The organism is Nocardioides sp., assembly GCF_029937575.1.
In the GTDB taxonomy this organism is placed as follows: Bacteria; Actinomycetota; Actinomycetes; order Propionibacteriales; family Nocardioidaceae; genus Nocardioides.
The window spans coordinates 42,352-57,029 of the sequence record NZ_JAPYPS010000006.1 but is presented as its reverse complement, the minus strand read 5'-3'; the positions used below and the strand labels follow the sequence as shown (position 1 = coordinate 57,029).

The 14,678-nt window shown below is 71.3% G+C and carries 17 protein-coding genes; 9 read left to right on the top strand and 8 right to left on the bottom strand.

The annotated features are described in order from the left end of the window. Positions 1 to 18 precede the first annotated feature (18 nt). Positions 19 to 288: a hypothetical protein gene (locus Q1K33_RS03795; protein ID WP_300400776.1), complete on the top strand. Its 270-nt coding sequence runs from the start codon at positions 19 to 21 to the stop codon at positions 286 to 288. A gap of 31 nt (positions 289 to 319) precedes the next feature. Here Q1K33_RS03795 and Q1K33_RS03790 read toward each other — a convergent pair whose 3' ends face one another. Beyond that, positions 320 to 658 (bottom strand): HIT domain-containing protein, encoded by a 339-nt coding sequence (locus Q1K33_RS03790; RefSeq protein ID WP_300400773.1) that lies wholly within the window; start codon positions 656 to 658, stop codon positions 320 to 322. Positions 659 to 755: 97 nt separating this feature from the next. On the opposite strand from Q1K33_RS03790, the gene Q1K33_RS03785 reads away from it, so the two are divergent. Genes Q1K33_RS03785 through Q1K33_RS03770 form a run of 4 tightly spaced genes read left to right on the top strand, consistent with a single transcriptional unit; the run spans position 756 to position 3,788 of the window. Further along, a complete protein-coding gene (locus Q1K33_RS03785; RefSeq protein ID WP_300400771.1) occupies positions 756 to 1,301 on the top strand; it encodes a SigE family RNA polymerase sigma factor in 546 nt (181 codons plus the stop codon). Continuing rightward, a complete protein-coding gene (locus Q1K33_RS03780) occupies positions 1,298 to 2,227 on the top strand; it encodes a Gmad2 immunoglobulin-like domain-containing protein (RefSeq protein ID WP_300400768.1) in 930 nt (309 codons plus the stop codon). The genes Q1K33_RS03785 and Q1K33_RS03780 overlap by 4 nt, the downstream gene beginning before the upstream one ends. 38 nt (positions 2,228 to 2,265) lie before the next feature. Then, positions 2,266 to 3,210 (top strand): Gmad2 immunoglobulin-like domain-containing protein, encoded by a 945-nt coding sequence (locus Q1K33_RS03775; protein ID WP_300400766.1) that lies wholly within the window; start codon positions 2,266 to 2,268, stop codon positions 3,208 to 3,210. Between the two features lie 5 nt (positions 3,211 to 3,215). Next, the gene (locus tag Q1K33_RS03770; RefSeq protein WP_300400763.1) at positions 3,216 to 3,788 is read left to right on the top strand and encodes a hypothetical protein; all 573 of its coding nucleotides are present in this window, start codon (positions 3,216 to 3,218) and stop codon (positions 3,786 to 3,788) included. Positions 3,789 to 3,802: 14 nt separating this feature from the next. Here Q1K33_RS03770 and Q1K33_RS03765 read toward each other — a convergent pair whose 3' ends face one another. From Q1K33_RS03765 to hrcA, 3 genes are read right to left on the bottom strand one after another with little or no spacing between them, the layout of a single operon-like run. After that, complete coding sequence (locus tag Q1K33_RS03765; RefSeq protein ID WP_300400762.1) at positions 3,803 to 4,543, bottom strand: 16S rRNA (uracil(1498)-N(3))-methyltransferase; 741 nt, start codon at positions 4,541 to 4,543, stop codon at positions 3,803 to 3,805. A 40-nt stretch (positions 4,544 to 4,583) separates the two neighbouring features. Beyond that, on the bottom strand, positions 4,584 to 5,753 hold the full coding sequence (dnaJ, locus tag Q1K33_RS03760) for a molecular chaperone DnaJ (protein ID WP_300400760.1): 1,170 nt from the start codon (positions 5,751 to 5,753) through the stop codon (positions 4,584 to 4,586). A 56-nt stretch (positions 5,754 to 5,809) separates the two neighbouring features. Beyond that, complete coding sequence (gene hrcA / locus Q1K33_RS03755; protein ID WP_300400757.1) at positions 5,810 to 6,826, bottom strand: heat-inducible transcriptional repressor HrcA; 1,017 nt, start codon at positions 6,824 to 6,826, stop codon at positions 5,810 to 5,812. Positions 6,827 to 6,977: 151 nt separating this feature from the next. On the opposite strand from hrcA, the gene Q1K33_RS03750 reads away from it, so the two are divergent. From Q1K33_RS03750 to Q1K33_RS03735, 4 genes are all read left to right on the top strand, one after another. Beyond that, positions 6,978 to 7,679 carry a hypothetical protein gene (locus Q1K33_RS03750; RefSeq protein WP_300400754.1) on the top strand — a complete coding sequence of 234 codons (702 nt, stop codon included), beginning with the start codon at positions 6,978 to 6,980 and terminating at the stop codon, positions 7,677 to 7,679. Positions 7,680 to 7,729: 50 nt separating this feature from the next. Continuing rightward, positions 7,730 to 8,596: an MBL fold metallo-hydrolase gene (locus Q1K33_RS03745; protein WP_300400751.1), complete on the top strand. Its 867-nt coding sequence runs from the start codon at positions 7,730 to 7,732 to the stop codon at positions 8,594 to 8,596. A gap of 72 nt (positions 8,597 to 8,668) precedes the next feature. Beyond that, positions 8,669 to 8,863, top strand: coding sequence for a hypothetical protein (locus tag Q1K33_RS03740; protein WP_300400747.1), 195 nt, complete (start codon positions 8,669 to 8,671; stop codon positions 8,861 to 8,863). A gap of 78 nt (positions 8,864 to 8,941) precedes the next feature. Then, entirely contained in the window at positions 8,942 to 9,775 is an 834-nt protein-coding gene (locus Q1K33_RS03735) for a DUF3097 domain-containing protein (protein WP_300400919.1), read from the top strand. Positions 9,776 to 9,803: 28 nt separating this feature from the next. On the opposite strand, the gene Q1K33_RS03730 is transcribed toward Q1K33_RS03735, so the two are convergent. The 4 genes from Q1K33_RS03730 to Q1K33_RS03715 form a co-directional block, all read right to left on the bottom strand. Further along, complete coding sequence (locus tag Q1K33_RS03730; protein WP_300400744.1) at positions 9,804 to 10,325, bottom strand: TM2 domain-containing protein; 522 nt, start codon at positions 10,323 to 10,325, stop codon at positions 9,804 to 9,806. A gap of 146 nt (positions 10,326 to 10,471) precedes the next feature. Continuing rightward, complete coding sequence (hemW, locus tag Q1K33_RS03725) at positions 10,472 to 11,683, bottom strand: radical SAM family heme chaperone HemW (protein ID WP_300400742.1); 1,212 nt, start codon at positions 11,681 to 11,683, stop codon at positions 10,472 to 10,474. Between the two features lie 97 nt (positions 11,684 to 11,780). Next, entirely contained in the window at positions 11,781 to 12,728 is a 948-nt protein-coding gene (locus Q1K33_RS03720; protein WP_300400740.1) for a 3,4-dioxygenase subunit beta, read from the bottom strand. A gap of 69 nt (positions 12,729 to 12,797) precedes the next feature. Beyond that, on the bottom strand, positions 12,798 to 14,618 hold the full coding sequence (locus tag Q1K33_RS03715) for a long-chain fatty acid--CoA ligase (protein ID WP_300400737.1): 1,821 nt from the start codon (positions 14,616 to 14,618) through the stop codon (positions 12,798 to 12,800). Positions 14,619 to 14,678: the final 60 nt, after the last annotated feature.

Sequence of the window (14,678 nt, the reverse complement as noted above, 5' to 3'; positions counted from 1 at the left end):
GTCGCGTACGGTTGGTGCATGAGGGCTGACGGCCGTGCGGACGAGTTCGACGAGGACTACGCCCCCGACGACGACTCCCCGCCCGACTGGTTCCCCGGGCAGCACCTCCCCGGCCACGCCCAGCGGATGGGGCTGACCCACCACGTGGCCGAGGGCGCCCTGCTCGACTTCGCCGGCAACCTCGACGGCGCCAAGCCGCTGCACCGGATCACGGCGTGGGTGCTGCTGGTGGTCTTCGGGCTGCCGGTGCTCTTCGCCGTGCTGCGCCTCGGCTACATGTTCGTCTGAGGACACCCGCACGAGCGTGCGAGTGCGGCCACTACCCCGGCGGCCAGCTCAGCTCGCGTCCGGCGATCACGTGCAGGTGGGTGTGGAAGACGCTCTGGCCGGCGCCCGCACCGGTGTTGAACACCAGCCGGTAGTCGTCGTAGCCGTCGGCGGTGGCCACCGCGTGCGCGCTGCGGACCAGCTCGGCCGAGGTCTCCGGGTCGCCCATCGCCAGCTCGGCCGCGTTGGTGTAGTGGTCGCGCGGCACCACCAGCACGTGCAGCGGCGCCTGGCCGTTGATGTCGCGGAAGGCGACGGTCTTCTCGGTCGTGTGCACGATCTCGCCGGGGATGTCGCCCGCGACGATCTTGCAGAAGAGGCAGTCGTCCATGTGTCCACGGTAGACCCGTGCCGTCCCGGGTAAACCGAACGGTCGGCTCAGGCGTCCCACTAGCGTGAGGACCGATGCCCGCCGTACCGACACCGTCATGACCCAGGACCCTCCAGGCACCTGGGACGCCGACGAGGCCGTCGAGCAGCTGTACGCCGCACACTGGCGCGCCCTGGTGCGTCTCGCGGTGCTGCTCGTACGAGACCAGGGACTCGCCGAGGAGGTCGTCCAGGACGCCTTCGTGGCGCTGCACGGACGCTGGCGACGTCTCAGGGACCCGGGCAAGGCGCTGGCCTACCTGCGCCAGAGCGTCGTCAACCGCTCCCGCTCGGCGCTGCGCCATCGCGGGGTCGTCGACCGGCACGCGGCCTCGCAGCGGCCCGTCGAGCCGCTGCCCGGCGCCGACGAGTCGGTGCTGGCGGGGACCCGTCGGCGGGCGGTGCTCGACGCGGTGGCCCAGCTGCCGACCCGGCAGCGCGAGGTGCTCGCGCTGCGCTACTACCTCGATCTCTCCGAGGCCGAGATCGCCGACGCCCTGGGCATCAGCCGGGGCGCGGTCAAGAGCCACGCCTCCCGCGGCGCCACCGCCCTGCGCACCCTCCTTGCCGACGAGATGACCGACGAGAACGGATCCGAGCGATGAACGACGACCAGGACCTGCGCGACGCCCTGAGCACGGCGGTCGAGGACGTGGAGCCGACCGACCGCCTGGTCGCCATCCGTCAGGGGACCCGCCGGACGACCCGTCGGCGCCGCTCCTGGTGGGCCGCAGGGGGTGGTGCCCTCGCCGTGGCGTCGGTCGTCGCCGTCGCCCTCGTCGCCGGCTCGCCGTCGCCCCAGCGCGCCGCGGAGCCGGCCGCATCCCCGTCGCCCGTGCCGGAGCCCGCGCGCACGACGTACCCGGTCTACTACGTCGGGCCCGGTCCCGACGGGCCGGACGCCCCGGCCGCGATGTTGTACCGGTCCTACGTCGAGAGCGCGAGCCCGCTCGCAGCGCTGATGGCGACGCCCACCGACCCCGACTACCGCACGCTGTGGCCCGCAGACTCCCTGCTGTCCTACGACGTCCAGGAGACAGAGATCGAGGTGGTCGTCTCCCCCACCGCTCCCGTCGACGACGAGCTCGCCCGGCAGCAGCTGGTCTACACGCTGCAGACGCTCCAGCAGACGGACCTCCCGGTCACACTGAGCTACGAGTCCATCGACCGTGGCACCGCCCCGATCGCGAAGGAGCCCGAGCTCGAGGTGCTCAGCCACATGAGCATCGACGAGCCGAGCGAGGGCTCGACGTTCACGAGCGGCGAGACGTTGCCCGTCACCGGCCGCGGCAACAGCTTCGAGGCCTCCGGGCAGTGCGCCCTCCTCTCCGAGGACGGCGCCGAGCTCGGTGCCACCCTCGCGCAGATGGACGGCTGGATCGAGCCCCGGCTCTATGCCTGGGAGCTCAGCATCGACCTGACCGATGTCCCGGCCGGCACCTACACGCTGACCTGCATCACCGACGACCCCACCGGAGGCACGGAGGGGCGGGGCACCGACACCGACACGCGCACGGTGATCGTCGAATGACCGTCGATCCGTCCACCCGCACCGACAGGATGGGTGCCATGAATCCGCACTCCCTGCGCTCGCTCGCCACCTCGGCCGCCGCGCTCGCCCTCGGCCTGGGCCTGCTCACGGGCTGCGGCGGTGGCGACGACACCGACCCGGTCGCCGCCGACCCGCAGCCGACGCCCGCGGCGACGCCGGACACCGGCAGCGACGACTCGACCGACGACCCGACGCCGGAGCCCGGCGAGCCGGGCGAGCCGGGCGACGGCGGCGGGTCCAGCGACACGGTCGCGGCACCCGTCTACTTCGTCGGCGACTCCCCCACCGGCCCCAGGCTCTATCGGGAGTTCCGCGAGGTCTCCGCGGACGCGCCGTTGATGGACGGTGCTGCGCTGCTCGTGACCGGCGACGCCCTGGACCCCGACTACAGCACCCTGCTGCCGCCCCTGGGCATCACGTCGATCGAGGTCACCGACGACGCGATCGTAGTCGCGCTCGGCGCCGACTCCGTCACGGCCGACAAGGCCACCAGCCCCGCCGACGCGGCGCTGGCGGTGCAGTCGCTGGTCTACACGCTGCAGGGCATCGCCCAGACCCGCCTCCCGGTCCAGGTGGTACAGGGCGACCAGCCGGTCGCCCTGCTCGGACAGCCCACCGACGCCGGGGTCAAGGCCTCGCCCCAGCTCGAGGTGCTCTCGCTGGTCAACGTGACCACGCCGACCTCGGAGGCGGCGCTCAGCGGCACCTTCACCGCCTCCGGCGTCGCGAGCTCCTTCGAGGCCACCGTGCTGTGGGAGGTCCGCGACGGGAGCGACTCCGCGGTGCTCGACGGCTTCGCCACGGCCGAGGGCTTCCTCGACAAGCTCTACCCGTGGGAGACCGAGGTCGACGTGTCCTCGCTGGAGCCCGGTGACTACACGTTCGTGGCGCTCACCGACGACCCGTCGGCCGGTGAAGGCCCCGGACCGTATGAGGATTCCAAGGCCATCACGGTAGGTTGAGCGCGATGACGCCCCGGACTCTCGCCACCTCCGCCGCCCTGCTCCTCGCAGTCGCCGTCCTGCCTGCGTGCAGCGGCGACTCCACGGACTCTCCCGACGGAGAGACCCCGGAGACCCAGGTGGTCGCACCGACCGACGAGCTGGACTCCCAGGACGGTGAGCTCTGCCCTCCGTCGCTCGCCTTCGGCTCCGCCGAGCTGGCGACGTCCGTCCCCGAGCTCGGCGAGCCCGGCACCGCAGCGGTCTGCCTCTACGCTCCCGTCGAGGGAGAGGATGCCGCCTCGACCACCTGGAACCGCTCCGGGGACACCGTCGAGATCACCGGCGACGACCTGACCAACATCTCCGACCTGCTCGGTGGGCTGGAGCCTGCGGAGAAGGACTGCGCCGGCAAGACCGGTCGGCGGTGGCTCCTCTCCTACGAGGACGGCGGCGACGTCACCGGCGTGGTCCTCGACGACTTCGCGTGTGGTCAGATCCGGGTGACCGACGCACCGTTCACCGATGCGCCCGGCGACGTGCTCGCCGCCCCGTCCGACCTGCTCACCGCCCTCAAGCTGATCTGGATCGAGAGCTGACCTCTCGGTCCTGCTCAGCCCCAGCGGGGCGTGCGCGTCAGGATCGCTGAGACCGCGGCGACCCCGGCGGTCGACGTCCGCAGCACCTCGCTGCCCAGGCGCACCGTCGTGCCGCCCGCCGCAGCGAGCGTGGCCATCTCCACGTCGCTGAGGCCACCCTCCGGGCCGACGACCACGAGGATCGTGCCCGTCGCCGGCACCGCCACCTCGGACAGTGGTGACGCCGCTGCCTCGTGCAGCACCACGGCGAGATCGGACTCCGCCACGCGCCCGGCGACCTCGGCGGTCGTGGCGAGCGGGGCGACGTACGGGTGCCACGGACGGCGAGACTGCTTGGCCGCCTCGCGCGCCGTGGCGCGCCACCTGGCCAGCGACTTGTCAGCGCGCTCGCCCTTCCACACCGCGACCGAGCGGGTCGCCGCCCAGGGCACGATCTCACCGACGCCGACCTCGGTCAGCACCTCGACGGCCAGCTCACCGCGCTCGCCCTTGGGCAGTGCCTGGACCACGACGATCCGTGGCTCCGGTCGTTCGTGCGCCTCGACGGCCTCGACCGTGACGGTGAAGACCCGTTTCCCCGTCGAGGACACCTCGCCGACGACGTGCCCCCCGGCGCCGTCCGTCAGCGCGACCTGCTCACCCACCCGCAGCCGCCGCACGGCGACCGCGTGGTGGGCCTCGTCACCCTCGACCGTGACGACCGAGCCGGCGGCGACGCCACGCAGGTCGGGCACGAGGTGGAACGGCAGGGACATCGGTCTGGACGCTCTCGGAGTCGGGCTGGCGGGGCCGGGGTCAGTGGCCGAAGAGACGGCCGAAGACCGACTTCTGCGCCGATCCGCGGACCTGACCGTCCGGGCTCTCCTCGCCGCGGATGGCTGCGAGCTCGCGGAGCAGCTCCTCCTGACGCGCGTCCAGCTTGCCCGGCGTCTCGACGGCGATCGACACGATCAGGTCGCCGCGACCACCTCGCAGACCGGGGACGCCACGCCCGCGCAGCACCTGGTCGGAGCCCGACTGAGTGCCCGGCGCGATGTCCAGCTCGAACTCGGTCTCGACACCCGAGCCGGCGCCCGACTCGACGTCGGCCTCCAGCGTCGGCAGGGTCAGCGTGGTGCCGAGAGCGGCCGCCGTCATCGGCACCGACACGGCGCAGTGCAGGTCGTTGCCCTGACGGACGAAGACGTCGTGCTCGGCGACGTGGATCTCGACGTACAGGTCACCCGCCGGTCCTCCACCGGGCCCGACCTCGCCCTGCTCGGAGAGCTGGATCCGGGTGCCCGTGTCGACACCGGCGGGGATCTTGACGGTCAACGTGCGACGCGAGCGGACGCGCCCGTCGCCCGAGCACTCCCGGCACGGCTCGGGGATGATCGAGCCGAATCCCCGGCAGGCAGCGCAGGGCCGCAGGGTGCGCACCTCACCGAGGAACGAGCGCTGCACGTGGGCGACCTCGCCCACGCCTCGACACGTCTCGCACGGCACGGGCTGGCTCCCCGGGGCCGCACCGTCGCCGTGGCAGGTCGTGCAGACCACGGCGGTGTCGACCTTGAGCTCGCGCGAGACACCGAAGGCTGCCTCGGCCAGGTCGATCTCGATCCGGATGAGGGCGTCCTGGCCACGGCGCACCCGCGACTTCGGGCCGCGCCCGCCGGGACCGCCCTGCCCACCCTGGCCGCCGAAGAAGGCGTCCATGATGTCGGTGAACGAGAAGCCGGCCCCTTGCCCGCCGGCGCCACCGAAGCCACCGCCGAACGGGTCGCCGCCGCGATCGAAGGCCTGGCGCTTCTGCGGGTCGGAGAGCACCTCGTAGGCCTGCGAGACCTCCTTGAACCTCTCCTGGGTGGCGGGGTCCGGGTTGACGTCCGGGTGCAGCTGACGGGCGAGCTTCCGGTAGGCCTTCTTGATGGTGTCGGCGTCCGCGTCGCGGGCGACACCGAGGAGGTCGTACGGGTCCTGGCTCAACGGGATTCCTTCTGGTTCGTGGGTGGATCAGTCGATGACGGGCGCCGATCTGGCGATCAGCCCTCGTCGAGGATGCGAGAGAGGTAGCGGGCCACGGCGCGCACCGCGGCCATCGTGCCGGGGTAGTCCATCCGCGTGGGACCGACGATGCCGAGGGTGGCCAGGGCGTCGTCATGGGGGCCGTAGCCGGTGGTGACGACACTGGTGGAGGCGAACTCCTCGATGGGACCCTCCGCGCCGATGCGGACGGTGACCATGCCCGACGTCGAGGCCTCGCCGAGCAGTCGCAGCAGCACGACGTGCTCCTCGAGCGCCTCCAGCAGGGGGCGTACGGCGGAGTCGAAGCTGTCGCCGTACCGGGCCAGGTTGGCGGCCCCTCCGACGACCAGTCGCTCCTGCGAGCGGTGGTCGCTCATCGCCTCGACCAGCAGCTCGGCGACGGCGGCGACCGGCCCGGGGCCGGGGCGCGCCTCGGCGAGCAGGCCCAGTGCGAGGACGGCGTCGCTGATGAGCTCGCCCGTGGCGGCGCGACCGACCAACGAGCGCAGGTCTGCCAGCGCCGTGTCGTCGATCGGTGCGTCGAGCTCCAGGACCCGTTGCTCCACCCGACCGGTGCTGAGGATCGCCACGACGAGGAGCCGTTCGGGAGCGAGCGCGACCAGCTCGACATGACGCACCGTGGAGCGGGAGAGGGTCGGGTACTGCACGACGGCGACCTGGCGGGTGAGCTGCGAGAGCAGCCGTACCGACCGCGAGACGACGTCGTCCAGGTCCACCGCTCCGTCCAGGAACGTGGAGATGGCACGCTTCTCCGCGCCGCTCATCGGCTTGACGGTGGTGAGCCGGTCGACGAAGAGGCGGTAGCCCTTGTCGGTCGGCACCCGGCCGGCGCTGGTGTGGGGCTGTGCCAGGTAGCCCTCGTCCTCGAGGGCGGCCATGTCGTTGCGCACGGTGGCCGGGGAGACGTTGAGGCCGTGCCGCTCCACGAGCGCCTTGGAGCCGACGGGCTCCTCGGTGGCGACGTAGTCCTCGACGATGGCGCGCAGCACGGCGAGTCGTCGCTCTTCCTGCATGCCGACTCCCCTCGTCATCGTCGTCTCGATCGTTCGACTCTGGCACTCAGCCGGAGCGAGTGCCAAGTCTAGCGCCCTGAGCGTCACCCCTGGAGAACCTGCACGTCGTGCATTAGGGTTGCCTAACCTAACCCCTGGATCAGGAGTGACCATGCGCGTCGAACCCACCACCGCTGCCGCGACCGCCCGCAGCATCCTGTCCTGCCCCGCGACCCTGGACCTGACGGTCGACGGCGTCGACGACGTGCTGGCCGAGTGCCACGACGTCGCCCTGCAGGACCAGGACGGCGTCCCAACCTTCTCCTGCCCCTCCGACCGGCTGCTCGCCCGCGCGGCATCGGGACGCGGCCGGCGAGCGGTGCTGTCCCTGGAGAGCGGGGTCGGCGCGCCCGGCAGCGCGGAGCGCTCCTCGATCCTCTCCCTCGGCGGCCGGCTGGTCCGTAGCGGTCGCGACGCCTGTGAGTGCTGCAGCGAGACCCGCGACGTGGTCGTGCTGGTGGTCGAGCGCGTCGCGCTCACTCCCCCGTCCGGCGGCGCTCCCGTCCAGCTGTCCGTCGAGGACTTCGCAGCACCCGAGCACCGCCTCAACCGCGGCTTCCTGCAGCGCTGCGTCGAGCACGCGAGCCAGTGCCACCAGGACGAGCTGCGCCACGCCGTGGCCGCGATCGTGGACCGCCCGATCCGCGAGATCGCCGGCGTCACCCTGAGCGACCTCACGACTCGCGGGGTGCAGGTGCGCTGGGTCGACCCCGACGGCGCCCACGGCCGTGACGTGGCGTTCCCACACGCGGCGGTGACCCCCGCCGAGCTCGGCGAGCTGCTGCGCCGCGAGCTGAGCGCCGGACTCTGCTGAGCCCGCGGTGCCCCGGGGTGCCGCGGCCCGGGCCTCCGTAGGGTGGGGCCATGTCGTTCTCCGAGATCGCCGACCGGGTCTGGGTCGCTCGCTACGAGTGGTTCGACGCCAACGTCACCCTCGTGCGCGGCGAGCGCGGTCTGCTGGTCGTCGACACCCACGCCTCCGCCGTCGCCGCCCGTCAGGTCATCGACGACGTGCGCGCGCTCGGCGTCGGTGACGTCGTGGAGATCGTCAACACCCACGAACACTTCGACCACACCTTCGGCAACGGCGAGTTCCGCGCGGCCTACGGGCCCGACGTACCGATCCACGCCCATGAGGAGGCTGCCGCGCGCACGCGCTCGGCGGCCGAACGGATCAAGGCCGTGTACGCCGACAGCCCGGACGAACCGCGCGGCGACGAGGTCATCGCGACCACCGTCGTCCCTGCCGAGACCACCTTCTCCTCCGCGGTCGCCCTCGACCTCGGCGACCGGTTCGTCGAGCTGGTGCACCCCGGGCGGGGCCACACGTCCGGCGACCTCGTCGTGAGGGTTCCGGACGTCGACGTCCTCCTCGCCGGCGACCTGGTCGAGGAGTCCGGCCCACGGGAGCACACCCCGGGCTTCGGTGCCGACTGCTTCCCCATGGAGTGGCCCCTGACACTCGACATCGTGCTCGGTCTCACCTCGTCGTCCTCGGTCGTGGTCCCTGGGCACGGGGGCCTGGTCGACCGGGACTTCGTCGAGGAGCAGCGCAACGACATCGGCATCCTCGCCGAGACGATCCGCGACCTGGCGGGGCGCGGCGTACCCGTCGACGAGGCCCTGGGCACCGCCGAGTCGTGGCCGTTCCCGGCGGCCCTGCTCGAGGACGCCGTACGGCGCGCCTACGAGCACCTGCCGCGAAGCCAGAAGCGGCTGCCTCTCATCTGAGCCGTGTGGCCCGAGGACCGCTCATCTGGCCGGGTGAACCTCTCGCCCCGGGGCGAGCGTAGGTTCGCGAGCATGAGCGAATCCGAGCAGGAGCACACAGAGCACCAGGGCAGCGGCATCGATGACGACCAGCTGCCCGACGACCTCGTGGCCGGCGACGACAACCCCTTGGCCAAGGGGCTCGACGACGGCGAGAGCGCCGGCGACCTGCTCGAGGAGGGGAAGTCGGCCGACGAGTCGCAGGACCCCCCGAGCGCCGCGGAGTAGGAAGCGTCACACGCCGAGGCTCCGGCGCGCCCTCCCCGCGAGCGGGCCGCGCCCGCCTAGCGTTGTCGGGTGACCGACATGCACGGACGCTACGGCAGCGACGTCCTCTCCGGGGACTGGCGCGCCCCCAAGCGCGGGCGGGCCGTGGAGGCCCCCGCCGAGATCGGCTCCGTCGTCGAGGAGGTCACCACCGACTGGGTCGGTGAGATCGTCGCCGTCGATCGCGACCTGTACACCCTGACTCTGGAGGACCGGCGCCAGCGCCGCCGCACCTTTCCGCTCGGCCCGGGCTTCCTGCTCGAGGGCAAGCCGGTGATCCTCGTGGCCCCCAAGCGCCCGGTCGCCCAGCCCGTCAAGACACGCACCGCATCCGGCTCGGTGGCGGTGCGAGACGTGCGCGCCCGTGTCGCACGAGCGAGCAGGATCTTCGTGGAGGGCAAGCACGACGCCGAGCTCGTCGAGAAGGTCTGGGGCGACGACCTGCGCATCGAGGGTGTCGTGGTCGAGCTGCTCGACGGAGCCGACCACCTCGAGGAGGTCCTGGCCGGCTTCGGCCCCGGACCGACGCGCAAGGTCGGCGTGCTGCTGGACCACCTGGTGCCCGGCTCCAAGGAGCAGCGGATCGCTGACGCCGTCACCAGTCCGCACGTCCTGGTCGTCGGACACCCGTTCATCGACATCTGGGCTGCCGTGAAGCCCGACCGGATCGGGCTGGAGCGCTGGCCCGACATCCCGCGCGACGTCGAGTGGAAGAAGGGTGTCTGCGCCCACCTCGGGTGGCCGCACGCCGAGCAGGCCGACACCGCCCGGGCCTGGAAGCAGATCCTGTCCCGCGTCGACTCCTTCGCCGACTGCGAGCCGGCGCTGCTCGGTCGCGTGGAGGAGCTGATCGACTTCGTGACCGTCGACTGACGTCTCGACCGATCGACGGCAGCGGCGCTCAGGACCGCATCTGGCGACCCTGGCCGTCGAGGCTCTGGCTGCCGGCGAGCATCACGATCCCGTCGATCACGCTCCACAGCCAGAAGCCGATCAGGAACGGGATCCCGATGAAGACGGCCGACAGGCAGAACGAGACGAAGATGCCGATGAGCTGGGTCAGCCCGATCCCCAGGTGCCCGGCGTAGAGCCGGCCCACTCCGCAGATCCCGACGAAGGGCAGCAACAGCTGGAGCAGGCCGGCGGTCGTCTTGCTCTTGTCCGAGACCGTCATGCCATACGCACCCGACGGCGCGCCGTAGCCGTAGGGAGCCGACGGGTAGCCCGGATGCCCGGTCGGCGGGGGCGGGTAGCCGTACGCCGCGGGAGGCGGCGGGTACGCCTGGCCGGGCTGGTACTGCTCGTAGGAACCCGAGGACCCCCAGACTGGACCTGGTCCACCGGGTTCACCCGGCTCGCCCGGCTCTCCCGACTCCTCGGGCGAGCCGAACGGACGGTAGGGGTCGTGGGGCGGGTTGCTCACGCGCTCAGCCTACGGAACGCGCTGACCCGTCTGCCATGAGTGACGGGTCGGCGTCAATCGCGCTGACCCGTCTGCCATGAGTGACGGGTCGGCGTCAGTCGCGCTGACCCGTCTGCCATGAGTGACGGGTCGGCGCCAGGGACGTCTCACCCGAGGAGGTCGCGCACCACCGCATCGGCGAGCAGCCTTCCTCGCAAGGTGAGCACGAGCCGTTCGTCGTGGACCTCCCCCAGTCCCCGGGCAACCGCGTCCTGCACCGCCGCGCGCCCGGCTTCGTCCAGTACGTCGAGGGGCAGTCCTGAACGCAGACGCACCTCGAGGAGCACCCGCTCGACCCGTCGCGTGTCGGCGTCGAGCACCTCGCGCCCGTGCCCCGGGCTGATCCCGCGGGCGAGCCTGTCGGCGTACGCGGCCGGGTGCTTCACGTTCCACCACCGCGTCCCCCCGACGTGCGAGTGCGCTCCCGGGCCGACTCCCCACCAGTTCGAGCCGCGCCAGTAGGCGATGTTGTGACGACACCGGGCACCCTCGTCGCGGGCCCAGTTGGAGACCTCGTACCAGCCCAGGCCGGCGGCCTCGAGGCGCTCGTCGGCCAGGAGGTACTTGTCGGCCAGGTCGTCGTCATCGGTCATCGCGACCTCGCCGCGGCGCACTCGGCGCGCTAGAGCGGTGCCGTCCTCGACGATCAGGGCGTAGGCGGAGACGTGGTCGGGCTCGCACGCCAGCGCTGCGTCCAGGGAAGTGCGCCAGTCGTCGAGGCTCTCCCCCGGCGTGCCGTAGATGAGGTCGAGGCTGACCTGCTCGAAGCCGGCCTCCCGCGCCCACGTCACCACCTGGGGCACGCGCGCGGGGTCGTGGGTGCGCTCGAGGACACCGAGCACGTGCGGCACAGCCGACTGCATGCCGAACGAGATCCGGGTGAAGCCCGCCGCTCGCAGCCTCTCCAGGTCGGCGAGGGTGACGGAGTCGGGGTTGGACTCGGTGGTCACCTCGGCGTGCGCCTCCAGGCCGAACTCCGACTCGATCGCGGCGAGCATGCTGCCCAGGTCGTCCGGGCTGAGGAGGGTCGGGGTGCCGCCGCCGACGAAGACGGTCGAGACGGGTGGCGCATCCCCGCCCAGGGCCTCGCGGGCGCGCCGTACCTCGCTGATGGCCGTCTGGGCGTACGTCGCGCGCGAGACGCCCCCGCCGAGCTCGTCGACGGTGTAGGTGTTGAAGTCGCAGTAGCCGCAGCGCACCGTGCAGTAGGGCACGTGGACGTAGAAGGAGAGTGGCTGTTCTCGGAGGCCGACCAGCGCCGAGTCCGGGAGCGACCCGTCCTCGGGGACAGGGTCGCCGGCAGGTAGGGCGGAAGGCACTCACGCAGTGTTTCACCTGGGCGTTCGTGGTGGGCTCGTGCCCTGACACCCCGCGGGGCCGCACCACCACCGCCAGCCGAGGTGCGGCCACCACCCATCAGACCGGGACGTTGAGCGTCACCACGTAGCCGTCGTCCACCGATCCGCTGACGGCGGCCATCTGCAAGGAGTAGCCGTCACTGAAGACGTTGTCTCCGTCGAGAGGCGTCTGCTGCATGTTGGCGACGCTGGCGTCGTACCCCTCGGCGGTGGCATAGACGTCGTTGCAGACGTCCTCGGGCAGGGCGAGCTGGGAGGTGCGGAGCTTGTTGGCCGAGCTCGTCGCCTCGGCCAGGCTGGGGTAGACCTCGAAGTGCATGTGGGGCCAGCGTCCCGCGTAGGCGGCGGGGAAGATGGTGGTGAACTCGACGTTGCCCTCGGCGTCGGTCTCCTGGACCCCGCGCAGATAGTTCTCGTCGATCGCCGCGTCGCTGTAGAGCGAGTAGCTGCCGGCCCGGTCGCAGTGCCAGAGGTAGACGGCCGCTCCGCTCAGGGCCGTCGCCTCGGTGCCGTTGAGGTCGTAGACCTTGAGACGCACCATGGTGGTGACTCCCTCAGCCACGCCGGAGGCGGAGCCGAAGCTCCGCCGGAGGTCGCTGCGCACGATACCGCTCTCGGTCAGCACGTTGACGCCGTTCGAGCCGTCGCCCGGGTAGGGCCCTGCGGTCTCCTCGGGGATCTCGCCATCAGCGACTTCGACCGACGAGCCGGCGTCACCACCTGGGGCGCCTCCACCATCGGGCGGCCCACCGTTCGGCGGGGTCCCTCCTGGACCACCAGCGCTCGAGGACGCCATGTCGGACGCCGTCGCCGTGGTCGCCGTACCGCCGTCGGTGGCGCAGCCGACCACGGCGACCGCACCCAGTCCACCGAACAGGCCGAGCAACCCGCGGCGGCCGAGGGAGCGCCGTTCGCGCTCGACGATCTTCGGCAGGTCGTGGCTCAGCCCCAGGTCGTGCTCGTGCGGGCCGGAGTGGTCGTGGTCCGGGTCGGTCGGGTTCGTCATTGCCCCAGTGAAGACGCGGCGACTGTGCGTGCTCTGTGAGCCGGCCGTGAGCCGGCCCACAGGTCGCACTCAGCCGTAGAACGCAGCGATCCGGTCGGTGTTGTTGGCCTCGACCACGTTGCGCTTGACCTTCATCGAAGGCGTCAGCTCGCCGGACTCGATCGTGAGGTCCTCGGGGAGGATCTCCCACTTCTTGATCGTCTCCCACCGGTTGAGCTTGGCGTTGAGCTGCTCGACGTAGTCGGCGACCAGCGCCTGGACCTGCTCCGAGGCCACGACGTCGCCGTACGACTTGTCCGCCATCCCGTTCTCCGCCGCCCAGTCCGTCATCGCGTCGGGGTCCAGGGTGATCAGGGCGACGACGAAGTTGCGGTCGTTGCCGAAGACCATGAACTGGCTGGCGTAGGGGCAGATGGCCTTGAACTTGGCCTCGATCGACGACGGGGCGATGTACTTGCCACCGGAGGTCTTGAAGAGGTCCTTGATCCGGCCCGTGATGGTCAGGAAGCCGTCGGCGTCCAGGCTCCCCTTGTCACCGGTGCGCAGCCACCCGTCGCTGGTGATCGTCTTGGACGTCTCCTCGTCCTTGTTGTGGTAGCCGGCCATGATGTGCGGGCCGCGGAGCAGCACCTCGTCGCCCTCACCGATCTTGACCTCGCTGCCCGGGAGCGCCTTGCCGACGGTGCCCATCTTGTAGGCGTCGGGGTGGTTGACCGTGGCGCCGGCGGCGTTCTCGGTCATGCCGTAGCCCTCGAGGATGAGGATGCCCGCAGCGTGGAAGAACTGCGCGATCTCCGGGTTGAGCGCGGCGGATCCCGAGATGAAGAACTTCACCCGACCACCGAAGCGGTCGCGCACCTTGCTGAAGACCAGCTTGTCGAAGAGGCCGTGCTGCAGCTTGAGCGGCAGCGGGACGGACTTGCCGGCGAGCTTGAGCTCGTCGACCTTCGCACCGACGGCGAAGGCCCGCTTGAAGATCTTCTCCTTCGCACCACCCTCGGAGGCCTGCATGGTGACGATGCGCGCGTGCGCCTTCTCGAAGATGCGGGGTGCCGCGCCCATGAACGTCGGCTTCACGATGCCGAGGTTCTCCACGATCTTGTCGACGCGGCCGTCGATGGCGGTGGCGAAGCCGCACGCCAGCTGCGCGGAGAGGAGCACCTTGCCGAACGAGTGCGCCATCGGCAGCCACAGGAACTGCAGGTCGCTCTCGTCGAGGATGCCCTGCACCTGGATCGCGGCGCCTTCGTAGACCCACGCCTTGTGCTGCAGCCGCACGCCCTTGGGCCGACCGGTCGTGCCGGAGGTGTAGATCAGGGTGGCGAGCTGGTCGGGGGCGATCGAGTCGGCCGTGGTGCGGATGACCTCGGGATGCTCGGCCAGGTAGGCGTCACCGAGCTCGGCCAGGGCGTCCATCGAGATCACCTTGTCGCCGTCGGCGGTGCCGTCGAAGGTGATGATCTTCTGCAGGGCGCCGAGCTCGGACTCCCGCGCGACCAGCTTGGCGAGCTGCTCGTCGTCTTCGGCGAAGACGAACTGGCACTCCGAGTCCCCGAGGATGTACGCCGTGTCCTCGGCGTTCGTGCTCGGGTAGACGGTGGTCGTCGCGCCGGCGGCACACATCACCGCCAGGTCGGCGATGATCCACTCGTAGCGGGTGCTCGAGGCGATCCCGACACGCTGCTCGGTCTTCAGCCCGAGCGACAGCAGCCCGGCAGCCAGTCGCGAGACCAGGTCGCCTGCCTGCTGCCAGGTGAGGGACTCCCAGGACTCGCCACGCGGGAAGCGGAACGCCTCGGCGCCGGGCGAGGCCGCCACCCGGTCGAGGAACAGAACGGCGACGTTCTGCGGAAGGTTGTCGACGAAGGACGTGTCGTGATTGACGGGCATGGTGCTCCTGGCTCGGGCGAGATCGGATCGATCACTGTGCGTGCGACGTAACCTAGATCA